Below are 24,040 nucleotides of genomic sequence, written 5' to 3'. Positions count from 1 at the left end.
AACTTAAGAGTTGGTGTTTTTATTTGTCACTGCAGGATAACTATTTACCTGATCCAGCGAATAAAGCTTTCTTTGGCACGCCTAACCTTCTTGAGGTTGAGCAACCAATCTTCATCGGCTTTTCTGTAGCCCAAAGGCAGCATGACAACACTACGCAAACCTTTTTCTTTGAGGTTCAGAAGAGTGTCTAGCGCTTGTGGATCAAATCCTTCCATAGGGGTGCTATCTATCTGCTCTTCAGCTGCAGCAATCAGTGCAGTGCCAAGTCCGATATACGCTTGTTTCGCAGCGTGTGTGAAATTGATTTCTGAATCTCTCGCTGGGTAGACCTTCAGAAGCATTTGACGATAAGCCGTACCAGCGTCACTCGTAAAATTACGGATTTTCTCAGTCATATCAAACGCATCATTAATACGCTCTGCAGTGTAGTTATCCCAAGCTGCGAAGACGAGTAGGTGTGAGCAATCAACAATTTGCGATTGCCCATTTGCAATCGGCTTCATTTTTTCTCGAATCTCTTTATTGGTGATGACTAGTACTTCATATGGCAGTAATCCACTAGAGCTTGCTGTTAAGCGAATAGCTTCAAGAATTTGCTCAACCTTATCTTGCGGCACTACTTTTGTTGGATCCATTTTTTTAGTGGCATAGCGCCATTGCAACTTCTCAATCAGACTCATTACTCTTTCCTTGGATTTAATTGTTCTAAAAGACTCCTCAGTTTAGTTTAAGTTAAAACTAATGTTGGGCGATCTACATCTCATCATGTATTTCCCTAATTGGCGCCATCAATAATCCATTGCATGAGTTCTGTTGCATTGGCTGGGCTTAATGCTTGATGCGCCTTGATATTCTTAAACAACTTACCCTTTCTCAATTTTTCTCCTTGAACACTAGCTGCCTCTGCTTGGCCACGGTATTTTTTATATTTAATCGCAAGTTCGCGCCATGGTGGCGCATCCATTTCAGTGTCCGCATGGCAACTCATACAGCCATTACGCATAGCGAGTTGTCGATTGGCATAAACTAAATTAGGCATCAATAGTGAAAAGATGAAAGCGAGGGCAACGATATTTTTCATATTGAACCAATCATTAAGAGTGATACTTCATCTTTCATGCTAGTTCGTTAACAATATGAAGGCTTGATCTAGATCATATTTTTAGTCGGTTCTTTTGGACTTGCTATCAATCAATTGCTACTACACCTGTAATGAGATTAATTACTAGTGTTAGGTCCATTTAGCGATCTTCATTAGTTATTACTGCGCTCCCCGTGGTGCTTCCTTGATAGGGAGACACATTAGTCTCAAAATTTGCCTGCTTTAGGGAGTTTGAATGCAAAATACGTCAGATATCTTCTTAAGGGGTTTGATATGGTCAAAAATTCTAAATCTTGGGCCTTGTGGCTCGGTGCATTACTAATCATTGCGGCATGTGTTTTGGCCTATATCACCACAAAGCCTGAAGAAGCTAATCTTTCATTGATCCAAGAGCCTTCATTTCTCTATTTTGCAATGTGCACTTAAAGATCATTTTCAGATCATTACTAGATTTATAAGTGGTTGGCGATAGAAAAACCAATTATGATTACTCAATACCACTCTTAAACCAATTGGGCCCTATTCAATGAAATTTTCATCAAACCTTCTTATTGCAGTAATGGCCGTTTATGCCTCTATGGCTTTCGCTCAGAATAACGCAGATACGATTTTTTATGGCGGGCCCATTGTTACCGTAAATGCCAAAAATGAAGAGGTGGAAGCACTTGCTGTCAAGGATGGGAAAATTGTTGCCCTAGGCGCTAAATCGGACGTGATAAAAGGATGGCAAGCCAGCACGACTAAGATTGTCAATCTCCAAGGCAACACAGCTATGCCGGGCCTGATTGATCCTCACGTTCATATTATCTTGACGGCTGTTGGTGAATATATTTGGCTAGATCTCTCTAACTTCACTACTAAGTACGACACAGTTGCAACACTTAGCAACAAATTAAAAGCCCATTTAAAGACTTTGCCAAAAGGGCAATGGTTGATGGGCTTTGGCGTAGATCCATCTCGCACTAATCCATTCATGGCGGAATTAACTGCTGATGTTTTGGATAAGGTCAGCACTGAAGTTCCTATTTTCGTGCTGAATCAATCTGGTCATATTGCGTATGTCAATCACAAGGCTTTTGAAATTGCTGGAGTGACTGATAGCACTCCCAATCCAGCTGGTGGTGGTGTATTTCAGAAAAATGCTCAAGGTAAGCTCACTGGGGTTTTGATTGAAGGCGCTTCTTACTTGCCATTCTTGGAAAAAATGCCACCACCTTCGGATGCGGATTTACTCAAGGCTGTTCAAAAGACAGGGAAGATGATTGCTTCGAAAGGGGTCACCACAACTACTGAAATTACTGTGGGCGCCATGTTGGGCTTAGATAATGAAGTGAAGTTACTCCAGGGCGCAAGCGCTAGTAAAGACTGGCCACTTCGCGTCAGAGGCTACTTATATGGCCCAGCAATTCCAAAAGACTTTAATGCCATTAAGCCAAATGATGGAAACGACCGGCTACGTTTTGTGGGCATCAAATTTGTATCCGATGGTTCTACTCAGGGATTAACGGCTGCGTTAAATCAACCATACACTTATCCAATGGGAAGTAAAAGACGTGGTGATCTTGACTACAAAGATGAAGATCTCTTTGGTTTGATCAAACCATTCTTTGATCAGGGCTGGCAATTATCAATTCATGCGAATGGCGATCGTGCTGTTGAACAAACTCTGAATAACTATGCAAAGCTTTTAGCAGGCAATACAAAGCCTGAAACTCGCCGTTTACGAATTGAACATTTCACCATCAATACGCCTGAACAAGTGAAAAAGGCTGTGCAATTAGGCGTTGTTCCTGGATTTACTGTGGGTCATGTGAACTATTGGGGCGAAGCCTTTCATAATCACATTGTTGGCCCCGAGCGTGCCAGCCGAATTGCCCCAGGCGCTTCATTTAAAAAAGAAGGCGGCCGCTTCACTTATCACAGCGACTCTCCGATCTCTCCAGTAAGTCCTTTACGCTATATTTCTGAAGGGGTTGATCGTCTATGGCAAAAGCCTCCCCGCGAAGTCTTGGGGCCCAACGAGCGTGTGTCTGTGGATGATGCGATTCGTGCAGTCACGATTAATGCGGCTTATCAACTCATGTCTGACGACAAGATTGGCAGTCTTGAAGTAGGCAAGCAGGCTGACCTAGTGATCTTAGATAAAAACCCTCGCAAGACAAGCCCAGAAAAAATCGCCAATATTAAAGTCAAGGAAACTTGGATTGATGGCAAAAAGCAAGTTTGGTAATAGCTAGACTCTCAGTTAGTATTCTTGCTGAAAGTGCAAGGCAGCTTTGATGGTCTGGAAATGAATGTCTACGGTGGATTCAATTTCCTTTCCATAGCCGCCCGCCATTGATATCGCTATTGGCAGTCTTTTATCTAAGGCGAACTGGAGAACAGTTTCATCTCTGAGGCGCATTCCTTCTTTACTAATATTGAGCCTTCCCAGACGATCGTCTTCATGAGGATCTGCTCCTGCAAGATAAATCAGACAGTCTGCTTGGAAGCGAGAGCTAAGATCATCTAGGCATTGCTCTAAGGAAGTTAAGTAGGTGTGATCATTACACCCATCTGGAAGGCCTAAATCAAGATCGCTTTGCTCTTTATTAAATGGGAAATTATTTTCACCATGAATGGATAGCGTGAAGATCGAGGGATCATTTTGCAAAATAGAAGCTGTACCGTTACCTTGATGAACATCTAAATCAATAATCGCAATCTTCAGATTTACGTTCACTTCTCTCTGGAGCGTACGTGCTGCAATAGCAGAGTCATTGAATACACAAAAGCCACTTCCCATATTGCGATACGCGTGGTGAGTACCTCCAGCTAAATTGATGGCAACACCTTCTTCAAGAGCAGTTTTTGCCGCAGCAACAGTTGCGCCTGCAGAACGACGAGAGCGCTCAACCATTTTTTCACTCCAAGGAAAGCCAATTTCTCGCTGCTCTTGAGGATTTAATTTTCCTTTGATGATCTTAATAAGATAGTTGGGATCATGGGCATACAGAATTTGGGTGTCACTTGCGGCGGGAGCTTCGATTAACTCTATATCGGCAACAGTCTTTACTAGATCTCTTAAGTAAGAATATTTCTCCATTGGAAAGCGGTGTCCCGCTGGTAGCGGTAATACAAAACGATCTGTATAGAAAGCCTTCACACTTCGCTCGAATATTCTTTCAATATATCTAGGGGGACTGTTTTGAGTGCATTGATGTGAGTGCTCTCTAATTTGATTAAAGGGGCGCATTGCGCATTCACAGCCTCTATCCAGCGAGAAATGCAGAGGCACCATTGATCTCCAGCAACTAGCCCTGGAAATTGGTACTCTGGCCGTGGGGTTATTAGATCGTTGCCCTTTTCAAGGCTAAATTGCAAAAATTCTTTTGTGACCACGGCACAAACTAAGTGACTGCCAACATCTTCTTCATTGGTTTTGCAGCAGCCATCCCTAAAGAAGCCTGTCAGTGGGTCAAATGAGCAGGGGATGAGGGGTTCTCCAAATACATTTAAGGCAACTTCTTTTTGCATAGCATCTTTCGATAGTGTGGTTATCAACTAGTTTATTCAATAAGGCTTAAACTTGCTCAGACATGGATCCAATTGAAAAACTCACTCTCTTTTATGACGCTGCTTGCCCTTTGTGCCAGGCAGAGATTCTATTTTTATCTAGAAGAAATCAGGCTGGACTATTGGATTTTGTGGATATTAATTCTGAGCGCTTTGATTCTACAAAGATTGGCATTTCTTGCGACCAGGCCTTGGCTGCCATGTATGGGCAGTATGGCAATGGCGAACTAATCCAGGGCGTGACTGTTTTCTCCGAGGCATACCGCAGGGCGGATCTCCCATTCTTAGCGTGGATATTCTCTAGAAAATCATTACAAGCCACATTGCAGATTGCTTACCGATTCTTTGCAAAAAATCGTCATGCAATTTCTAGATTATTAGGTCCAACAGCCTTGTATTTGGTTAAGGCAACATCCTCAAAGGGTGCGCCATGAGAATGATCAAGATCCTTTTAATTTTGGCTACTTCTATCTTTTTATTAATATCCAATGGTTTTGCTCGAGACCTCACCTTTATTGATGGCTTATTAAATCCTGCAAAACTGCAGGGTAGCGGTAGATTCAATTGGTGGGGTTTTCATATTTACGATGCATCTTTTTATCGTGCGGGCACACCCTCTTCACCCGAGTTTGCACTGGATATTCGTTATCAAAAATCATTCTCAGGTGTTTCCATTGCCAATAGCAGCGCTGAAGAGATGAAAAAAATGGGCGTTCCAGATGCACAGGTAACACAATGGGGTAAGGAGCTTGCAAAGGTCTTTCCCAATATTGAGTCTGGCCAGACTTTAACTGCTGTCTATGTGCCAAAACAAGGAACTATTTTTTATCATGATGGTAAGCGCATTGCTCAAATACCTGGCATAGAATTTTCAAAAGCTTTTTTTGGTATTTGGCTAGATCCTAAAACAAGCGTACCAAAATTACGAAGCGAATTACTGGGTCAAGGTTGCCCGCCACCACTTTTAAATGAGGCCTGCTAAATGAATCAATATCTTTATCTGAAGTCTTTTGCCGCAATTGCTTGTGCATCATTTTTACTTGCATGTACGAGCCCGAATGTTCAGCAGTATGCAAATGAGAAGCCCACTTTAGATCTCAGTGATTATTTTTCAGGGACGATTGATGCATACGGGATCTTCACAGACCGCAGTGGTGAGGTAAAGAAACGATTTACAGTACTCATCAAGGCAGACTGGAAAGTAGTGGATGGCAAGAAGGTCGGCACGCTCGATGAGAGCTTTGATTATTCTGACGGCACCAAGCAAAAACGCATTTGGACTTTGATTGAACAATCCCCAGGAAAATATATTGGTAGGGCAGATGATGTTGTCGGCGAGGCACAGGGCGACCTAGCGGGTAATGCACTAAATTGGACCTATACCCTAGCCCTACCGGTAGACGGTACTATTTACCACGTGCAATTTAACGATTGGATGTACCTTGTTACCCCTAAAGTCATGCTGAATAGGGCCAAAATGAGCAAGTTTGGCATAGAGCTTGGAGAGGTTACCCTGAGCTTTTATAAGCGCTAAGCAGGCGCCCTGATTTTGTGTCACACTTTCCGTGAGGTGATATATGAGGCGTTCGTAGCGTACTAAGAAATAGTTTAAAACCCAGGGAGATGAATATGAATACAAAGTTAAAAAAGGTGGCAATTGGCTTATCTGTAGCAGGACTTTTTACCTTAGTTGCTTGCCAATCGATGGAGCAGGGCACTGGTCAAAAAGCAAGTTCGAGCTTAGATTCTAGATCTGGATCTAATGCAAAAGGTGAAGTGACTTTTACCTGGCAAGGTAGCAATGTTTTAGTCAACGGAAAATTTTCTGGATTAAAACCTAATGCAGAGCAAGGCTTTCATGTTCATGAAAAAGGTGATTGTTCTGCGCCCGATGCTACTAGTGCTGCTGGCCACTTCAATCCAGATACCAAAGCCCATGGCATGCCTAATAGTGGTATGAATCATGCTGGCGATATGCCGAACATTAAGTCAGATGCGAATGGCAATGCTACTTACACTGCAACAATGCATGGTTTTGCTGTGAATACAGGCCCAACCGGAATTGTGGGTCGCTCGGTGGTAGTGCATCGTGATCCTGATGACTATAAGTCTCAGCCAGCCGGTAACTCAGGGCCGCGTATTGCTTGTGGCTTAATTAAGTAATCACTTTAGGCGATACAGGGATTTTAATGAGAATAGAAGATACCGATCCAGCTAGACATGCCGGGATTGAATATCCAATGGAGGTTGGAGCCCCTGTATTTGCTCCCATTAAAGTAGTTGAAGAAAAAGATAAGGCAGTGAATGTCGCGCGCCAAAATGCAAAGCTAGAGTACGAACGCATTATGGAGCAGGCAGAGGTTTTGATGAAGCAAGCGCGGGCACTACAATCCAGGCTTGATGCTACTGAGATGGTGCATGCTGCGAAGTTTGGTTTTAATCCGATTCATGGAAAAATCTATCACCTCTACTATGACAGCAGAAATGCTGTCAATGTGCTCATTCAGAATGGCCCTAAAGAGTGGAGTTGCGGTATTCCAGATGGCTGGAACTATTCAATGGCGGTGAAGAAGTTGGGTGATAGTACTTGGGCTGTGATTGAGGAAGATGCCCTGACAGTATGATTTTCTATTTAACAATCTTTAATAAGGTAACACGTGACAAAAGCTCGAGTAGTTAGTCTTTCCGAATTAGGCGGTGCTGAGGTAATTCAGGTGATTGATAAAGAATTGTCTCCTCCAGGCAAAGGCGAAGTACAGATTCGTCAGACCGCTATTGGTTTTAACTTCATTGATGTGTATCAGCGCTCAGGTTATTACCCGCTTGACTTGCCTACTGGCCTTGGTCATGAGGCTGTAGGCGTGGTTGAGGCTTTAGGTGAAGGTGTGGCAGGTCTTAAAGTAGGCGATCGTGTGATGTATATGAATGCCGGTATTGGCGCGTATGCAAGTGCCCGTAACGTAGCTGCCGATAAGTTAGTACCAGTACCAAATAATGTTGCTGATGAAGTTGCAGCAGCCGTGTTCTTTAAGGCAATGACTGCTCAGTACCTGATTCAAAAAACCTATAAAGTAAAGGCGGGTGATGTTGTTTTAGTGCACGCTGCTGCTGGTGGTGTTGGTCAAATTTTGGCTGGCTGGGCAAAAGCACTCGGCGCTTTTGTAGTCGGTAGCGTTGGCTCGCAAGCTAAAGTGGCTGCAGCTAAAGTAGCAGGATGTGATGCAGTGGTTGATTACTCGCAGCCAAATTGGGTTGAAGAATTCTTGAAAGCAACTGGCGGTAAAAAAGCGAATGTGGTTTATGACTCTGTTGCTAAAACAACCTTCATGGGCTCATTAGACTGCGTTGCTCCTTTTGGTACCCTAGCTTTATTTGGCGCTGCCTCAGGACCTGCTCCTGAAATTCAGCCAGAGATTTTGAATAAGAAGGGCTGTCTGTTTTTAACGAGACCCTCTGTATTTCCTCACAATTCTACGCATGCATTGCTACAAGAGAATGCAAAGGCTGTGTTTGATGCAATTGCCAAGGGTTACGTTAAGGTGCAAATTGCTGCCAAGTTTCCTTTGGAGCAGGCTGCTGATGCTCATCGTGCAGCTGAAGGTAGGAAGCTCTCTGGCGCCATTATTATGATTCCTTAATCAGCATTAAATTAGCATCTCAAGCCCCGCCCTTTGCGGGGTTTTTTCTTGGTAAGTGCTAGATGCAATATCAATGTATCGAGAGCATCCAGTATTTTGTATTGTTTAGGCTTAAATTGGTGCGGTGCCATATAGAGCCTCATTCAGACCCGCCACTCTGAATTTGGGCTATAGTTTCTCTATTAATAGAAAAAGTAATTGGGAGACGGCGTATGAATAGCATTTCATTGAGAAGTTCAATTTCTAGCTTCTTGGTTTCGACAGCATTACTACTGAGCCCTGGGCTATCTTATGCCCAGACCTCTGCTGCTAGTACTGCGCAGGGTAAGACAGAAATCTTATGGCTTGGTCAGGCTGGTTTTCGAATTAAGACGCCAGGCGGGAAGATTGTCTTGATCGACCCTTGGATTGCTGGTGGTCCAAAGACTCCACCTCAATTCAAGAATGATTTAGCTGCCATTGGCCCAATTGATTTGTTGTTAGTGACTCATGCACACGTAGATCATATTGGTGATGCACCTGCATTAGCTAAGATGAACAATACAAAGCTATATGGCCCTGCTGATATGGTAACGCCTCTCATTACATTGGGTGCATTGCCTGCTGATTTAGGACATCGCTTTAACAAGACTGGTCGCGTCACTCCTTTGCCTGGAGTCAAGGTTACGGCTGTGCAAGCCGAGCATTCCTCATTGCTTGTTTGGAAGAATCCTGCAACTGACAAGATGGAATCTCATCCGGCTGGCGAAGCGATGGGCTACATCATTGAATTAGAGAATGGCTTCAAGATTTGGCATATGGGCGATACAGGCTTGTTCGGCGATATGAAATTTATTAGCGAGCATTACAAACCAGATTTAGTTTTAATTCCAATTGGTGGAAATTTCACAATGGCACCAGATGATGCTGCTTATGCATTGCGTACTTGGGTCAAGCCAAAAATGGTTATCCCAATGCATTACAACTCCAATCCAATGACAAAAGGTACCTTGGCAGAGTTCCAGGAAGCCATGAAGGGAAGTAGTATCAAAATTATCCCCATGACCGAAGGTGAAACTGTTCAGCTTTAAGTTGCTACAGACTTTTATTCAATAGGATTTTGTGAATTCTATTTCGCCTGTCGTGAGAGCCCAACTGGCTCCTCACGGCGTTCTTTACGCCGCTGTGTATTTAGGTAATTTTTTGTTAGTTACTGGTAGGTCTTCTGCTGGCGAACCCACTGGTATTGCGCCTGATATTTGCCGTGCTATTGCTCAGCACTTGGGTGTTGAACTTAAGCTACTGGGTTGTGAAACTCAGGATGAGGTGGTCAATTCGGCTGCTGATGGGAAGTGTGGAATTGCATTGGTGGGGTCTGATCCAGCGCGCGCTAAAAGAGTGACATTTACCCCTGCTTATGTAGAGCTTGAGGCTAGCTACTTAGTTCCTGCTAACTCATCTATTGTGAATGTATCCGAGGTGGATCAGCCCGGTATTCGGATCGCCTCATTTTTCAAGAGTGCTTATGATCTTTGGCTGCAGCGAAATCTTAAGCATGCGACTTTGGTCCATGCAGACAGTGTTCAGGCTAGTAATGAGTTGTTTGTCAGGGAAAAATTAGATGCTCTCGCAGGTCTCAAAACAGGGCTAGTGTCTGCTACTCAAAAAATTCCAGGTGCGCGCATACTCGATGGTCAGTTCACTGGTATTCAGCAGGCGATTGCTACTCAAAAGTCACACTTAGAGGCTATTGAGTTTTTAAGCGCTTGTATTGAAGACTTCATTACCACGGGTTTAGTAAGCTCTTTAATTGCCCAATATCAAGTACAGGGATTATCGGCTGCGCCACTGACTAAAAAATCTGAAGACATTTAATATGAAAAAAATTGCATTATCTTTTATTGCTACTCTGGCTATATTGAGTCAGCAGAGTGCTTTCGCTCAGGCCGATACTTATCCAAATCGTCAAATCAAGATCATCTCCCCATTCGCTACGGGTGGTATTGCGGATGGTTTTTCAAGGATTATTGCTCAGGGTTTAAGTGAAGCTTATGGTCAGCCTGTCATTGTTGAGAATAAGACTGGTAGTGGCGGAAATATTGGAGCTGACTTTGTTGCTAAATCTCCTGCTGATGGCTACACCCTCATCATGGGTAGTATTGGTACGCATGCAGTCAATCCCTATCTTGTCAAAAGCATGCCTTATGACCCGATGAAGGATTTCGTGCCAGTAGTCTTTGTGCTGGATGCCGAGGGTTTATTAGCTGTTAATCCAAGTCTTCCAGTCAAAAATGTTAGTGAGTTGATTGCCTATTTAAAGGCAAATCCCGGTAAGGTGGCTTATGGCTCTGGTGGAATTGGTACGGCCAGTCACTTAGCAGGCGAACTCTTTATCCTTACCGCTAAAGTGGATATGACTCATATTCCTTACAAGGGTAATGCGCTTGCCATTACCGATTTAATTGGGGGGCAAACCCAAGTCATGTTTGCCACTATGCCCACCATTCTTCCGTATGTGAAAAGTGATAAGTTACGTGGCTTGGCGGTAACAGGAGCTACTAGAGATCCATCGATGCCAGATCTGCCGAGTATTAGTGAAACACTTCCTGGCTTTGATGTTAAGAACTGGATTGGCCTATTTGCGCCAGCCGGAACTCCCCCAGCTGTCGTGAAAAAGCTCCATGCTGAGGTAAGCAAAATCATGCAACAAGCCTCTGTGCAGAAAAAACTAGAGTCTGAGGGGGCAAAGTATTACGCCATGAGCCCTGAGGCTTTTGGGGTCTTTCAGAAGAAAGAATCTGTGCGCTGGGGCAAGATTATTAAAAGTGCCGGCATTAAACCAGAATAACCCCTTAAATGTAGGGAAGCAGCTTCCCTTGACTCCGCTTATAATTCTCTAAGCATCTGAATTAAAAGGGATTATTCCCAAAAATCCATTTCTGCTTGTTTGACAGCCCTGATGGGCTCTTGGACAATGCATGCGGTGGTTTGATTCAAGCCACAGCCTCACATGACAGCTCATATTTCCACAACCTCTAGTAACTCTGCCTTGGTGCTTGAAGCCCATGAACTTTGTTGTGTCCGCGGTGAAAGAGAGCTATTTTCAGGTCTCAATTTGCGTATTAGTGCTGGAAACTGTTTGCATGTGCGCGGTGAGAATGGCGTTGGTAAAACTAGCCTCTTGCGCCTATTAACAGGTTTATCAAAACCAGAATCTGGTGAAGTGCGTTGGGGTAGTCAAGCCATTGCGCTTGATCCCATTGCCTATCACCGCGAGCTTTTATTTCTGGGGCATCGAGATGCCTTAAAAGAAGATCTCACTGCTTTAGAAAATATACAGATGTACGCAGCGTTAGATGACATCGCTCTCTCCCAAGAAAAAGCCCTGGCAAGTTTATGGCGTTTTGGTTTGCGCGGCCGCGAAAATTTACCCGTCAATTGTTTGTCTGCAGGGCAAAAGAGACGAATATTAATGGCGCGCATGTTAACGCGTCAGGCCAAGCTATGGATTTTGGACGAACCCTTTAATGCCCTTGATATTCAGGCGGTTCATGAGTTGCAGAATTTAATGATTGAACATCTCTCTGCTGGCGGTCTTTTAGTGTTCACTAGCCATCAAGAGATCAATATTCCCAATATGCAGGTGCTAGAACTATGAGAGCCTTGCTTGCCATCATCCACCGCGATTTGCTTTTGGTCATGCGCCGTAAGAGTGAGGTTCTGACCGCATTATTTTTCTTTGTAGTGGTAACGAGCTTATTTCCGCTTGGCATTGGTGCTGACACCGCCTTATTGAGAAAAATTGCCCCCGGCGTGATTTGGGTCGCTGCCTTGCTTTCTACCTTATTAGGTTTACATCGGATGTTTGCAGCAGATTATCAGGATGGGGCTTTAGAGCAGTTGGTTTTATCGCCGCAATCCATGGTTTTGTTGGTGACAGGAAAAATCATTGCACACTGGATCGTTTGTGGTCTACCCCTGGTGTTATTAGCTCCTGTGATTGGTATCCAGTTTGATTTAGATGCTGGTTCTTTATCGGTATTGATGGCCACCCTCTTACTAGGCACTCCAGTGCTATCCTTGTTGGGTTCTATTGGTGCGGCTTTAACCCTTGGTGTGCGAGGCGGTAGTGTATTGATGAGTTTGTTAATTTTGCCTTTGTATATTCCAGTATTAATTTTTGGTGCGGGCGCTGTCTACGCAAATAGTGTTGGCTTAGATACCTCTGGCCATTTTTCTTTGCTTGGCGCTATATTAATTTTGGCTTTAGCATTTGTACCTTGGGTGAGTGCTGCTGCTGTGAAGATTGCGATTGAATGAATCAGGTAAATAACCCTTCTTTTTCGAATAACCGCTTGATTAACTGGTTTAAGTTATCAAGCCCGAGCACTTTTTATCCAGTTGCTGGAAAACTGATTCCTATTTTCTGGATGCTTGCCGCTGGATTTGGTTTGGCTGGTCTGTGGATCAGTTTTTTTGTTGCTCCAGTAGATGCAGTGCAGGGTCAGGGTTATCGCATTATTTTTGTTCATGTCCCAGCTTCATGGATGTCGATGTTTATCTATCTTGTGATGGCTGCATGGGCTGGGCTCAGCTTGATTTTTAACACCCGTTTATCCGCGATGATGGCTCAAGCCTTGGCGCCGGTAGGTGCATGGATGGCATTTCTATCTCTGTGGACTGGAGCGCTTTGGGGTAAGCCCATGTGGGGCACTTGGTGGGTTTGGGATGCGCGCCTGACTTCCGAATTAATTTTGCTCTTTCTCTATTTAGGCTTTATGGCTTTGCAGGCGTCGATTGATGATCGACGTCGGGCAGATAAAGCGGGCGCGATTTTGGCTCTGGTAGGAGTGGTGAACGTACCTATTATTTATTTCTCAGTGAAATGGTGGAATACCTTGCACCAAGGCGCCTCCGTTTCTTTGACAAAAGCACCTGCGATGGCGCAGACCATGCTCTGGGGCATGCTACTCATGGCCCTGTGCTTCTGGATGTATTCGATTGCAGTGGGTTTGATGCGAGTACGGGCCATCATTCTGGAGCGTGAAGCTCATACCGATTGGGTGAGACAATTGAGCGAGATTAAGAGCTAATGTGGAATAGTCCAGCAGAATTCTTTGCAATGGGTGGCTACGCACTCTATGTATGGGGTAGTTTTGGTGTTTGCGCACTCGTTTTATTACTTGAGCCTTTAGTAGTGCGTGCTCGCTTTAAGGCAATTGTTCGCAGACTCAAGCAAGAGCAACTCGCTAAGCAGTTTGATAGAGAAAGTAGTCAGTGAAATCGAGATATAAACGTGCATTGATCATTATTGCTGCTCTAGTCGTTATTGGAGTTGCTGCATCATTAATTTTGAATGCGCTTAATAGTAATATTGCTTTGTTTGTTACTCCTAGTGAAGTGGCTGCGGGTAAGGCGCCAAAGGACCAAGTCTTCCGAATTGGCGGCATGGTTAAAGATGAATCTGTAAAGCGTGATGGCTTGACAGTACATTTTGTTATTACTGATCTCGTGAAAGATATTCCAGTTGCATATACAGGCATTCTTCCAGATTTATTTAAAGAAGGTAAGGGTGCTGTGATTCAAGGTCGCATGAATACCAGTGGAGAATTCATTGCTAGTGAAGTGCTTGCTAAGCATGATGAAAACTATATGCCACCAGAGGCTAAGCATGCCTTAGATCAAGCCCAAAAAAATGGAAGTAATAAATGATTCCTGAATTTGCACATTACGCACTCATTCTGGCGCTTTGTATTGCTCTGATTCAGGGTGTGCTTCCATTGGTAGGCGCGCATCAAGGCCGTCGCGAGTGGCTAATCCTCGCAAGACCGGCTGCCCAAACAGTTTTCTTATTGCTTGCCACGGCCTTTGTAATCTTGGCCTGGAGTTTTTATATCAACGACTTTTCTGTGCTGTATGTCGCGGAGCATTCTAATTCTCAGATGCCTGTCATGTATCGATTGGGTGCTGTATGGGGTGGGCATGAGGGCTCATTACTCTTATGGGTTTTCTTATTAAGTACTTGGACTATTTTGGTTGCCCAGCTTTCTAAAGCTTTAGATGAATTTATGGTTGCTAGAGTGATTGGTGTTTTGGGCTTAGTGATGAGTGGGCTCCTACTTTTTGTTATCACAACCTCTAACCCATTTGAGCGCTTACTGCCTGCTGCGCAAGATGGCCGCTCTTTAAATCCACTATTACAAGATCCTGGACTTGTGTTTCATCCGCCGATGTTGTACATGGGCTATGTTGGCTTCTCGGTAGCGTTTGCTTTTGCGATTGCTTCTTTATTATCTGGAAGATTGGATGCAGCATGGGCGCGCTGGTCGCGTCCCTGGACAACCGCTGCCTGGGTATTTCTAACACTCGGGATTGCGCTAGGTTCTTGGTGGGCTTACTACGAACTGGGTTGGGGTGGTTGGTGGTTCTGGGATCCCGTTGAGAATGCATCGTTTATACCTTGGTTAGTCGGTACTGCACTATTGCATTCATTAGCAGTTACAGAGAAGCGCGGTGGCTTTAAAAGTTGGACGGTGTTATTAGCAATCACTGCTTTTTCTCTATCTCTCCTGGGGACTTTCCTAGTGCGCTCGGGTGTTCTCACATCAGTACATGCATTTGCTACTGATCCCAAGCGTGGTGTCTTTATCTTGATCTTTTTGGTTCTCGTAGTTGGATCTTCTTTAGTTCTTTATGCATGGCGTGCGCCTAAGAGTTCTCTAGGCGGTAAATTTAGCTTGAGCTCAAGAGAGACATTTATCCTCTTGGGCAATGTTTTCCTGGTTGTTTCTGCAGGGTCAGTCTTACTTGGGACTTTATATCCATTATTAATTGATGCCCTTCATTTAGGAAAAATCTCTGTTGGCCCGCCATACTTTAATAGTGTCTTTGTGCCTCTCATGGCGCCTTTATTGGTATTGATGGGCATTGGTCCTTGGACCAACTGGAAGTGCTCGGATCTTCTGGCAGTGATCAAGCGCTTATGGCTTGCAGGCTTGGTTGCAGTGTTTGCAGGTATCAGCATTCCATTGATGATGGGCGAGTTCACTTGGTTAGCTGGCCTTGGCTTCTTATTGGCTTTTTGGGTTATTGCTTCCGGTTGCTTACAGATCATTCGGCAAGCAAAGACGGGCAAGCCAACGCGCTCATTTATTGGTATGCAATTAGCCCACCTTGGTATTGCGGTATTTGTGATTGGCGTCACGATGGTTGGCGCTTATCAAGAAGAAAAAGATGTGCGTATGTCCGCTGGTGATACTGTTTCGGTAGGCGGATATCAAATTCAGTTTCAAGGCGCTAATGTAGTTCCTGGACCAAACTACCAGGCAATGCGCGGAACCTTCTTGCTGAATCAGAATGGTAAGGCTCAGACAATGATGTATCCAGAGAAACGTAATTATTTCTCATCCACCATGCCAATGACTGAGGCCGCTATTGATGTCGGCTTAACGCGAGATATTTATGTTTCTCTTGGTGAGGAGTTACCTGATAAATCCTGGGCAGTCCGCGTGTATTACAAGCCCTTTGTAGATTGGATCTGGGGAGGTTGCTTATTGATGGCTCTTGGCGGTGTATTGGCAATCTCTGATAGACGCTACCGCATCAAACTCAAGAGGCAGGTCGTATGAAAGTAAAGTTTTTACTTCCCCTCCTACTTTTTATAGTCTTGGTTGTTTTCTTGGCGATTGGTTTAAATCGTGATCCACAAGAAGTTCCCTCGCCATTAATTAATAAGCCAGCGCCAGCATTTGAAATTCCACAATTATCAGACGCTAATCAGTCTTTCTCGCCTGCAAGCATGAAGGGGCAGGTTTGGATATTGAATGTCTGGGCATCTTGGTGTGTTGCTTGCCGTGAGGAGCACCCAGTACTAGTTGAGCTTGCTAAATCAAAGGCTGCCCCCATTATTGGCTTGGACTACAAGGATAAGCGTGAAGATGCTCTTGCCATGTTAGCCATGCAGGGCAATCCTTATCTACTATCCGCATTTGACTCTAATGGACGTGTTGGGATTGATTACGGCGTCTATGGTGTGCCTGAAACCTATGTGATTGATAAAGCAGGCACGATTCGCTTTAAGCATATTGGCCCCATTACGATGAGCATATTGAACCAAAAGATCTATCCCTTGATTAGCGAGCTTCAGAAATCATGAAGTCGATTTTGTTGATCGCCCTCTGTGTCTTGAGTTTTGGCTCATCGTTTGCTAGAGATGCTGCCCCCTTGGCAGATGATCCTGTGATCGAACAGCGCTTAATCAGTATCTCGGAAGAGATGCGTTGCTTAGTTTGTCAGAATGAGTCATTGGCTGGATCACGCTCTGATTTAGCGAATGATCTACGCCGAGAAATTCGTACTCTGATTAAAGAGGGTAAGAGCGATGATCAAATTAGAAACTTCATGGTTGAGCGCTATGGAGATTTTGTGCTCTATCGTCCACCCGTCAAGCCGATTACCTGGCTTCTTTGGATTGGCCCTTTTATTATTCTTCTAATAGGAATAGCAGGGTTATTGACCTATTTACGCCGCAGAAATAATGCCGTAATTACTATTACTTTGTCAGATGATGACAATAAAAGGATCGATGCTTTGCTCAATAATAAGAATGGGAAGGGGACTTTATGACTAGTTTTCTAATTTCCGCCCTCTTACTACTAGTCTTGGTACTTGTTCTCTTATTGCGCCCATTTATTTTCCCGCCTAAAGTAGAGGCAACTTCTCGTCGTCAAATGAATGCTGCGATTTATCGTGAAGAACTCGATAAATTGGAACTAGAGCGTGGAGCAGGCTCCATTAATGACGCTGATTATGAAATCGCCCATGCCGAAATGCGTCAACGCCTCTTTCAGGATACAAACGAAGAGGATGATCGCTCTGTAATGGGTTCAAGCAAGTTGACTGTGATTGGCCTGTGTATATTTATCACAGTACTTTCAGCGGGCTTCTATTTTTTCTTGGGTGATGCCACTCGTATCGCTGAGAAAAATACTCAACAACCAATGACACAAGACGGTGTTGAAAAAATGGTTGCCCAGTTTGCAGCGAAGATGGAGCAAGATCCAACTAATTTACAGGGCTGGGTAATGTTAGCTCGCTCTTATCGAATCCTAGGGCGCAATGTAGAAGCTGCAAAAGCTTATGAGCGCGCTGGAAACTTTATTGACTCTGATCCACAGCTTTTGGCAGACTATGCAGATGTATTGGCCTCTAATGCTAATGGAAGCTTCACTGGTAAACCGTTAAAACTGATTAATCAAGCGCTGAAATTAGATCCCAATAACTTAATGGCGATATGGCTTTCTGGAACAGCCTCTTATGCCGCAGGTAATTACAAGGCTGCCGTACAGACATGGGAAAAGCTTGCCCAACAATTGCCGCCAGGAACAGAGGATGCGCGTTCAATCGAGGCATCGATTGCTGATGCGCGTGCCAAAGGTGGCCTCTCATCTAAAGCTAGCGTTAATACGAAAGGCATTAGTGGCAAGATCGAGATAGCAGCCGATATCAAGTCTAAAGTGAGGTCTAGCGATATTATGATGGTTATCGCACGCAAGCCAGGCGAGCGTATGCCGGTTGCAGTGCTAAGAACGTCTGTTTCAGAGTTTCCGATGAGCTTCTTATTAACAGATGCTTTGGCGATGAATCCAAGTTCACCACTATCGCAATTATCCGAAGCCTCTATCGAGGTCAGAATTTCTAAAACGGGTATGGCAATGCCAGAGTCGGGAGATTTAATTTCTGCCCCACAAACGGTCAAAGTCGGAGCGAATAACATTCGGCTAGTCATCGACCAAGTGCGTCAGTAAGCGCTCATTAGTCTCCTGGGCAGCTAATAGTTGCCTAATCTGATGTGCGGGGCATAATGCAAAAAACAATATAGATTTTATGAAGCCCATTAAAAGACACCTTTATAGCCCTATAGCGATAGGATCCGTATTTCTTACACTGTTAATCATTGCCTTTGGTCTTTTATGGATCTTGATTCCGCCACCACCCAAGGTAATCGATATGGCTACCGGCTTTCCGACAGGGTTGTATTACCAGTTTGGAGAGCGTCTCAAAACAGAGCTTGCACAAGAGGGAGTCAAGCTCGACTTAATGACAACTGGCGGAACTGTAGATAATCTCGCACTCCTCAATGAGCCTAATTCTGGGGTTGATTTTGCAATGGTCCAAGGCGGTGTTGCTGACATTGGCAAATATCCAAAGTTGGTCTCTATAGCTGGAATGTTTTATGAGCCAATTTGGGTTTGGTACCGCGAGGCTGCTTTTAAGGGCGATGGCGGATTGCGAGTTTTAAGTCAATTAAAGGGTAAACGTGTTTCTGTTGGTAATGAAGGTAGCGGCACATTGGCACTTAGTAATGCTTTATTGCAAATTAGCGGCTTATCAGATGGCGACTTTCGTGCGGAAAAACTCAAGCCAGATCAGGCTATCAATAAGTTAAATAGTGGAGAGTTAGATGTTGTGTTTATTGTTGCGGCTGCTGAAGCACCTATCCTTAAAAAATTCTATGAAATTTCAGGCATTCGTTTAATGAGCTTTGACCAGGCTGATGCCTATGTACGTAACTTGCCTTATCTTTCCAAAGTCAACGTACCTAGAGGTCTATTGAGCATCTCACATGACCTACCTAGACAAGAGATTCAGGTAATCGCTGCCACAGCTACATTGGTTGCTAAAGAGGATATTAGTCCAGCAATGGTCTCCCTTCTTTTGGGAGCATCTTACGATATCTTGAAGTCCTATTCTCGTTTACAGAAGGTCGGAGAATTCCCCTCTAATACTGGTCTGGATTTTCCTCTTCATGTAGATGCAGAAATCTATTTAAAAGATGGGCCATCGTTTTTGCATCGCCATTTTCCATTCTGGACTGCAGTTTGGGTAGGTCGTTTTGTCAAAATTGTCATACCACTTCTAGTGATTTTGATCCCTTTATTTACCTATATTCCAGCAATCAAAAATTTCTTCTTAAAATTAAAGCTAGCCCAGGTATATGAAGAGCTAAAGGCAATTGAAAAAAATGCATTCAATCCCGGCTTGAAAGAAAAAAATTATAAAGATCTTGAAGAGATTGAAAGAAGAGTAGGGAATATCAAGGTATCGATGCTAGATGCTAAGGAGTTGTATGACCTGAAAGGCCATGTAACTGATGTACGTAATCGTTTAAATATATTGGGATAGGGGTTGCCATGAAAATCAATCAAAGTAAATGGAAATACTTATTTAGCCTACTTAGCTTATGTTTTGCTGCCCAGTTGGCTGCACAACCATATCCTAATAAGCCGATTAATTTGGTGGTTCCACAGGCTGCTGGGGGCACTAATGACATTGTTGCGCGTTTAATTGCGCCTGCTTTTGGTGAGGCAATTGGCGCTTCTATTGTGGTTGAAAACAGACCTGGTGCAGGCGGCAATATTGGTACTCAGGGCGTTGCACGTTCTGCTAAGGATGGCTATACCTTGCTATTAACTATCAATAGCGCACAAGCTATTAATCCATCTCTTTATAAGAACCCAGGCTTTGATCCGGTCAATGATTTTGTACCGCTCTATTACATCGGCGCTACGCCCTATGTATTGGTATCGCCACCGGGATCCCCTTATAAAACGTTAGCTGAGGTTGTGGCTGCAGCAAAGAGGAAGCCTGGCGAACTATCCTATGCTTCTGCTGGCAATGGAACGATTAGCCATCTGCTTGGTGCAATGCTCAATACCAGTGCTGGTATTGAGATGCAACATATTCCTTATAAAGGGGTTGCTCCTGCAATTAATGATGTCTTGGGTGGTCAGGTTCCTTTTGCTTTTGCAAGTCTGCCATCAGCAATCAATTACATTAAAGCTGGTAAGTTGCAGGCCATTGCGATTAGTTCTGCTAAGCGTTCTAGTGTGGCTCCAGAAATCCCAACGATTGCAGAAACTTATCCAGATTGTGTGGGTGAGGTTTGGGTGGCAACTTTTGCTCCAATAGGGGTGAGTGCCGATGTCATCAAGAAAAATCAGCTTGCAATGGAAAAAGTCATGGCAAGGGCTGATGTTCGTGAGAAGCTTACTGCACAGGGCTTGGACCTTAGCCCAGTGCCTCCTGCGAAGTTAGGGGCCTTGCTCAAGGATGAGTTGGCTAAATGGGCAAAAATTGTGAAAGCATCTGGCGCTCAGCTTGATTAATGCTCTGCCACTCATTGCCCATAAAATAAGCTTATGACTAATGCCACACTAGCGCCACCACTTACTTCAGCCAATGAGCTTGCACAGGCTTTAAGTTCCCAGGGGTATGCTGTGGTATCGGCTGAAAGTGTTGCTGAAATCAGTCAGGTATCGCTAGAAAATTTGCAGAGCTTAACTCAGTTTTGGGAGGGCTTGCCTCGCGATCCCTATTTAAAAGATGGTGGCCGTTACCGTTTTCGTCGTCATGCGAGTTATGAGATCAAAGGCGAGCATCTTCATATAGTGCCGCATCGTGCGCACTGGCAGTCAGTTAATTACAACGCACTACATGGCGGAATTGAGCGTTGGTTTGAGCCGGTTCAGGCAGCTTTATTAAATGATCCAGCTTGGCAGTCTCTCTTGGTAGGTCTTGCTCAGGTTTTGAGTGGTTTAAAGCCAGTTACTACTTGGTTTGTAGAAACCCATCAATTTAGGATTGATACTACTGATGGCATTGGTCGTCCAACACCTGAAGGTGCGCACCGTGATGGAGTCGATTTTGTAGCAGTATTTTTATTAGACCGGGTAGGTATTAAAGGTGGTGAGACCAGAATATTTGATACCAACGGTTCAGCGGGATTACGCTTTACGCTAGCTCAACCCTGGTCTCTATTGCTCATGAATGATGAGCGGATGATTCATGAATCTACTCCAATTCAGCCGCTTGAAGAATACGGCTATCGCGATACATTGGTACTAACGTATAGATCGAATGGCTTCCAGGACTCTCCAAACCTGAGTCAACAATAAGGCCAGTCTTATTCTGGCTCAATACCAGCTTCTTTGATAGCCTTAGCCCATTTAGCAGTCTCTAATTTAATTTTTTGACCAAGCGCTTCTGGTGTGCCAGGTTGAGTTTCAAAACCCATGACAGAAAATCGCTCAATTACATCTTTTGATTTGGCTGCTTCATTAATGACCTTATTGAGCTTAAGAATGGCATCCTTGGGCATATCAGCAGGACCAAATGCAGCAAAGAAGGCAATTAATTCATAACCCTTGATGCCAAGAGCTTCATTCACTGTGGGTAACTCTGGAATAGCGGGGGAGCGCTTCAGAGAAGTTACTGCTAGTCCTCGAATTTTTCCTGCTTGTACTTGCGGTAAGGTTACTCCGAAGTCCGCTGTGAACATATTGACTTGTCCACCAATGACATCTGTCATGGCATTTGGACCGCTTTTATAGGAGACACCAGTCATTTTGATATCTGCTGCACTAGCTAGCATCTCTGAAGAGACTCGTTGCGATGTGCTGGCATAAGCGAAAGTCATTTTTCCGGGATTGGCTTTAGCTAACGAGACAAATCCATTCAGTGACTTAGCAGGGACATCATTATTGATGGTAATAATGAGTGGTGCTGAACCAAAGTAGCCAATTGGGGCGAAGGCAGTATCTTGGTTATAAGGTAAGTTCTTGACTAAGCTCTTGAGTGCGGCATTAGTACTATTGGTGCCAAATAAGATCGTGTAGCCATCTGCGGGAGCCTTAGCAACGAGATCTGCACCAATCAGGCCATTTGCGCCAGGTCGATTTTCAATCACAACAGGCTGACCTAAGAGCTCAGTCATCTTGGCTGCAAAGGCTCGACCAATTTGATCGGTTGAGCTGCCAGGAGCGAATGGGACGATGGCTTTAATAGGTTTTGAGGGATAGTTATCCGCTAGCGCTAAGGTGCAACCTAGGCTGATCAATAGGCCTGCGCTGAACTTGATTAAATGACCCAAAATATGATTATTTTTCATACTCCCTCCGTCTGATTTCCATTAGTGTAGCGGGTCTTGGCTTTTGAGGGCGAGTAGAATGAATTCACGTTTTTACTAATACTTTATGCGCTTTCGATTGTCTGCTTACACCCCCCTGATGCTCACGGCACAAACTTGTGCTTTATTGGGCTTTGCTTGCTACGCAGTGGTGCTAACCACTTTGCAGGAAGAGTGGCATTTAACTAATCTAGAGTCTGGATTGCTTGCCAGCGCTTTTTTCTTTGGGTATATGTTGGCCGTTCCTTTAGCCACGGCACTTACTGATCGAGTGGACGCACGTAAAGTCTATTTAGTTGGCGGCCTTTCGGCTACAGCTGGTTTACTAGGTATGGGTCTATTGGCATTCAACTTTTGGACTGCTCTATTTTTCATGGCGATGAATGGTGCTGGTCTTGCTGGTACTTATATGCCTGGCCTCAAAATTTTGTCCGATCGCATTCAGTCTGGTGAGATTACACGTCATATTGCTTTCTACACGGCTTTCTTTGGTATTGGTACTGGGTTTTCTTATGTGTGTTCAGGTTGGATCCTCAGTGCTCTTAGTTGGCATTATGTATTTAGCATCATCGCACTAGGGCCCTTCACAGCGTTTTTAATTGTTCTATTTCTGATACCACCTTTGCAGCACGAAAAGTGGAAGGGGGCAATTCAAATTCGTTTACGTGACATATTTCCATTAGAGAAGTGGAAATTAGTATTGCAAGATAAAAAAGCATCAGGATTTATTTTTGGTTATACCGCGCACTCATTAGAATTATTTGCCTCAAGAAGTTGGCTCGTAGCCTTCTTTGTATTTTGTGGTGCGGTATCTGGAGAGACTTTTATCTTGGCAGCAACTACATTGGCAGGGGTAATAAACTTCTTTGGCGTACCCGCCTCTATTCTGGGAAATGAAATCGCCCTTCGAGTAGGGCGTCAAAAGTGGGTATGTATTGTGATGCTGACTAGTGCGGTACTCGGAATTGCCTTAGCTTGCTCTACCGGTCAATCATGGTGGTTGATTGTTGCGCTGGCAATTGGGCATGCCATTTTTATCATGGCCGACTCAGCGACACTAACCGCAGGTCTTGTGATTAGCGCACAAGAAAATATCAAAGGTGCAGCTATGGGCTTGCACTCCCTAATGGGATTTGGCGGTGGTATGGTAGGCCCTGCAATCTTCGGTTTGGTATTAGATATTTCAGGGTCGCGTTCATCCCAAATTGCGTGGATTTGGGCTTATGTTGCTGTGGTTATATGGGGTATTCTATTTGTTCTGTATGAACGTCGCAATGGTTGGGTTGCTAAACCGACCCATTGAAGAAAGTCGTCAATCCTGTCAAATTAGGAAAAACGATTGCCAACCCAGTAGGCAATACCAGAAACGACTGCAGTAACGAAGCTTCCCCAGGCAATATCAATAAATGCCAGTCGTGTTGGAAAGTCTCTAATCACAGCAAGATTGGTGAGGTCGTAAGTCATATAGCAGAATAGTCCAAATAAAGCGCCATATTGCACTGCATATATCAAGGACTGTTTTGATAGCGCTGGAATGACGACAAAAATAATAGCCCCCAATGCATAGAGCAGGTAGAAGGCGAGCCCTGCAATCAGTTTGGGTTCAGTAGCCATCAACTCACCCATTTCATCTCGATAAAGACTTTTAGCGATGCCTAAGAGCCAAACTAAATCGATTACAAGCATTGTGATTAAAAATGAACAGTAGATGGCAAAATACTTGAGCAATTAAGTTCCCCTTTTCAGCTGTTATGAGCTAATAATTAGTATTATGATGGAAAGTATAGGTTAGTAGTTCAA

General features: G+C 44.2%; 30 protein-coding genes. 24 read left to right on the top strand and 6 right to left on the bottom strand.

Annotated features, from left to right (window positions below; genetic code table 11):
- Nucleotides 1-44 precede the first annotated feature (44 nt).
- Both ICN31_RS06935 and ICN31_RS06930 read right to left on the bottom strand, forming a co-directional pair.
- Complete coding sequence (locus tag ICN31_RS06935) at nt 45-680, bottom strand: NAD(P)H-dependent oxidoreductase (RefSeq protein WP_216259917.1); 636 nt, start codon at nt 678-680, stop codon at nt 45-47.
- Between the two features lie 95 nt (nt 681-775).
- Nucleotides 776-1,081: a hypothetical protein gene (locus tag ICN31_RS06930; RefSeq protein ID WP_216259914.1), complete on the bottom strand. Its 306-nt coding sequence runs from the start codon at nt 1,079-1,081 to the stop codon at nt 776-778.
- A 294-nt stretch (nt 1,082-1,375) separates the two neighbouring features.
- Here ICN31_RS06930 and ICN31_RS06925 point away from each other — a divergent pair, with 294 nt between their 5' ends.
- Both ICN31_RS06925 and ICN31_RS06920 read left to right on the top strand, forming a co-directional pair.
- Nucleotides 1,376-1,528, top strand: coding sequence for a hypothetical protein (locus ICN31_RS06925; protein WP_216259912.1), 153 nt, complete (start codon nt 1,376-1,378; stop codon nt 1,526-1,528).
- Between the two features lie 100 nt (nt 1,529-1,628).
- Nucleotides 1,629-3,332, top strand: coding sequence for an amidohydrolase (locus tag ICN31_RS06920; RefSeq protein WP_216259910.1), 1,704 nt, complete (start codon nt 1,629-1,631; stop codon nt 3,330-3,332).
- 15 nt (nt 3,333-3,347) lie between these two features.
- Here the strand turns inward: ICN31_RS06920 and ICN31_RS06915 are convergent, their stop codons facing one another.
- Nucleotides 3,348-4,247 carry a histone deacetylase gene (locus tag ICN31_RS06915; RefSeq protein ID WP_216259908.1) on the bottom strand — a complete coding sequence of 300 codons (900 nt, stop codon included), beginning with the start codon at nt 4,245-4,247 and terminating at the stop codon, nt 3,348-3,350.
- Nucleotides 4,244-4,618 (bottom strand): DUF2237 family protein, encoded by a 375-nt coding sequence (locus tag ICN31_RS06910; RefSeq protein WP_216259906.1) that lies wholly within the window; start codon nt 4,616-4,618, stop codon nt 4,244-4,246. The genes ICN31_RS06915 and ICN31_RS06910 overlap by 4 nt, the downstream gene beginning before the upstream one ends.
- 62 nt (nt 4,619-4,680) lie before the next feature.
- Here ICN31_RS06910 and ICN31_RS06905 point away from each other — a divergent pair, with 62 nt between their 5' ends.
- The 21 genes from ICN31_RS06905 to ICN31_RS06805 all read left to right on the top strand — a co-directional run bounded on the left by ICN31_RS06905 (nt 4,681) and on the right by ICN31_RS06805 (nt 21,230).
- The gene (locus tag ICN31_RS06905) at nt 4,681-5,091 is read left to right on the top strand and encodes a thiol-disulfide oxidoreductase DCC family protein (protein ID WP_216259905.1); all 411 of its coding nucleotides are present in this window, start codon (nt 4,681-4,683) and stop codon (nt 5,089-5,091) included.
- Nucleotides 5,088-5,639, top strand: coding sequence for a chalcone isomerase family protein (locus ICN31_RS06900; RefSeq protein ID WP_216259903.1), 552 nt, complete (start codon nt 5,088-5,090; stop codon nt 5,637-5,639). Before ICN31_RS06905 ends, ICN31_RS06900 begins: the two co-directional genes overlap by 4 nt.
- Nucleotides 5,640-6,191 carry a DUF3833 domain-containing protein gene (locus ICN31_RS06895; protein WP_216259901.1) on the top strand — a complete coding sequence of 184 codons (552 nt, stop codon included), beginning with the start codon at nt 5,640-5,642 and terminating at the stop codon, nt 6,189-6,191.
- 95 nt (nt 6,192-6,286) lie between these two features.
- Nucleotides 6,287-6,820, top strand: coding sequence for a superoxide dismutase family protein (locus tag ICN31_RS06890; protein WP_255530930.1), 534 nt, complete (start codon nt 6,287-6,289; stop codon nt 6,818-6,820).
- A 26-nt stretch (nt 6,821-6,846) separates the two neighbouring features.
- Nucleotides 6,847-7,281: a DUF2452 domain-containing protein gene (locus tag ICN31_RS06885; protein ID WP_088525194.1), complete on the top strand. Its 435-nt coding sequence runs from the start codon at nt 6,847-6,849 to the stop codon at nt 7,279-7,281.
- 33 nt (nt 7,282-7,314) lie between these two features.
- Nucleotides 7,315-8,295 carry a zinc-binding dehydrogenase gene (locus tag ICN31_RS06880; protein ID WP_216259895.1) on the top strand — a complete coding sequence of 327 codons (981 nt, stop codon included), beginning with the start codon at nt 7,315-7,317 and terminating at the stop codon, nt 8,293-8,295.
- Nucleotides 8,296-8,507: 212 nt separating this feature from the next.
- Nucleotides 8,508-9,365, top strand: coding sequence for a metal-dependent hydrolase (locus tag ICN31_RS06875; protein WP_216259887.1), 858 nt, complete (start codon nt 8,508-8,510; stop codon nt 9,363-9,365).
- Nucleotides 9,366-9,396: 31 nt separating this feature from the next.
- Nucleotides 9,397-10,149 (top strand): transporter substrate-binding domain-containing protein, encoded by a 753-nt coding sequence (locus tag ICN31_RS06870; protein WP_216259884.1) that lies wholly within the window; start codon nt 9,397-9,399, stop codon nt 10,147-10,149.
- A gap of 1 nt (nt 10,150) precedes the next feature.
- Nucleotides 10,151-11,122, top strand: a complete 972-nt coding sequence (locus ICN31_RS06865; RefSeq protein ID WP_216259883.1) for a tripartite tricarboxylate transporter substrate binding protein — start codon at nt 10,151-10,153, stop codon at nt 11,120-11,122.
- 162 nt (nt 11,123-11,284) lie between these two features.
- A complete protein-coding gene (gene ccmA / locus ICN31_RS06860; protein ID WP_216259881.1) occupies nt 11,285-11,932 on the top strand; it encodes a cytochrome c biogenesis heme-transporting ATPase CcmA in 648 nt (215 codons plus the stop codon).
- The gene (gene ccmB / locus ICN31_RS06855; RefSeq protein ID WP_216259878.1) at nt 11,929-12,594 is read left to right on the top strand and encodes a heme exporter protein CcmB; all 666 of its coding nucleotides are present in this window, start codon (nt 11,929-11,931) and stop codon (nt 12,592-12,594) included. Before ccmA ends, ccmB begins: the two co-directional genes overlap by 4 nt.
- Nucleotides 12,591-13,367, top strand: a complete 777-nt coding sequence (locus ICN31_RS06850) for a heme ABC transporter permease (RefSeq protein ID WP_216259870.1) — start codon at nt 12,591-12,593, stop codon at nt 13,365-13,367. Before ccmB ends, ICN31_RS06850 begins: the two co-directional genes overlap by 4 nt.
- The gene (gene ccmD / locus ICN31_RS06845) at nt 13,367-13,555 is read left to right on the top strand and encodes a heme exporter protein CcmD (RefSeq protein WP_216259868.1); all 189 of its coding nucleotides are present in this window, start codon (nt 13,367-13,369) and stop codon (nt 13,553-13,555) included. Before ICN31_RS06850 ends, ccmD begins: the two co-directional genes overlap by 1 nt.
- The gene (ccmE, locus tag ICN31_RS06840; protein WP_216259867.1) at nt 13,552-13,986 is read left to right on the top strand and encodes a cytochrome c maturation protein CcmE; all 435 of its coding nucleotides are present in this window, start codon (nt 13,552-13,554) and stop codon (nt 13,984-13,986) included. Before ccmD ends, ccmE begins: the two co-directional genes overlap by 4 nt.
- Entirely contained in the window at nt 13,983-15,902 is a 1,920-nt protein-coding gene (locus ICN31_RS06835) for a heme lyase CcmF/NrfE family subunit (RefSeq protein ID WP_216259865.1), read from the top strand. Before ccmE ends, ICN31_RS06835 begins: the two co-directional genes overlap by 4 nt.
- Entirely contained in the window at nt 15,899-16,429 is a 531-nt protein-coding gene (locus ICN31_RS06830) for a DsbE family thiol:disulfide interchange protein (RefSeq protein ID WP_216259864.1), read from the top strand. The genes ICN31_RS06835 and ICN31_RS06830 overlap by 4 nt, the downstream gene beginning before the upstream one ends.
- A complete protein-coding gene (locus tag ICN31_RS06825; protein WP_216259863.1) occupies nt 16,426-16,899 on the top strand; it encodes a cytochrome c-type biogenesis protein in 474 nt (157 codons plus the stop codon). The genes ICN31_RS06830 and ICN31_RS06825 overlap by 4 nt, the downstream gene beginning before the upstream one ends.
- A complete protein-coding gene (gene ccmI / locus ICN31_RS06820; RefSeq protein ID WP_216259861.1) occupies nt 16,896-18,080 on the top strand; it encodes a c-type cytochrome biogenesis protein CcmI in 1,185 nt (394 codons plus the stop codon). Before ICN31_RS06825 ends, ccmI begins: the two co-directional genes overlap by 4 nt.
- A 79-nt stretch (nt 18,081-18,159) precedes the next feature.
- Nucleotides 18,160-19,458, top strand: a complete 1,299-nt coding sequence (locus tag ICN31_RS06815; protein WP_216259859.1) for a TAXI family TRAP transporter solute-binding subunit — start codon at nt 18,160-18,162, stop codon at nt 19,456-19,458.
- A gap of 8 nt (nt 19,459-19,466) precedes the next feature.
- Nucleotides 19,467-20,441, top strand: a complete 975-nt coding sequence (locus ICN31_RS06810) for a tripartite tricarboxylate transporter substrate binding protein (RefSeq protein ID WP_216259857.1) — start codon at nt 19,467-19,469, stop codon at nt 20,439-20,441.
- A 33-nt stretch (nt 20,442-20,474) separates the two neighbouring features.
- Complete coding sequence (locus ICN31_RS06805) at nt 20,475-21,230, top strand: 2OG-Fe dioxygenase family protein (protein WP_216259855.1); 756 nt, start codon at nt 20,475-20,477, stop codon at nt 21,228-21,230.
- 8 nt (nt 21,231-21,238) lie between these two features.
- Here ICN31_RS06805 and ICN31_RS06800 read toward each other — a convergent pair whose 3' ends face one another.
- Nucleotides 21,239-22,222, bottom strand: coding sequence for a tripartite tricarboxylate transporter substrate binding protein (locus tag ICN31_RS06800; RefSeq protein ID WP_216259853.1), 984 nt, complete (start codon nt 22,220-22,222; stop codon nt 21,239-21,241).
- 85 nt (nt 22,223-22,307) lie between these two features.
- Here ICN31_RS06800 and ICN31_RS06795 point away from each other — a divergent pair, with 85 nt between their 5' ends.
- Nucleotides 22,308-23,543 (top strand): nitrate/nitrite transporter, encoded by a 1,236-nt coding sequence (locus ICN31_RS06795; protein WP_216259845.1) that lies wholly within the window; start codon nt 22,308-22,310, stop codon nt 23,541-23,543.
- 23 nt (nt 23,544-23,566) lie between these two features.
- Here the strand turns inward: ICN31_RS06795 and ICN31_RS06790 are convergent, their stop codons facing one another.
- Nucleotides 23,567-23,968 carry a DUF2177 family protein gene (locus tag ICN31_RS06790; protein ID WP_216259844.1) on the bottom strand — a complete coding sequence of 134 codons (402 nt, stop codon included), beginning with the start codon at nt 23,966-23,968 and terminating at the stop codon, nt 23,567-23,569.
- Nucleotides 23,969-24,040 lie beyond the last annotated feature (72 nt).

The sequence above is a fragment of the Polynucleobacter sp. UB-Piko-W3 genome (genome assembly GCF_018881635.1).
GTDB lineage: Bacteria > Pseudomonadota > Gammaproteobacteria > Burkholderiales > Burkholderiaceae > Polynucleobacter.
Note: the sequence above shows the minus strand (reverse complement) of the source record. Positions and strands in the feature narration are given on the sequence as shown.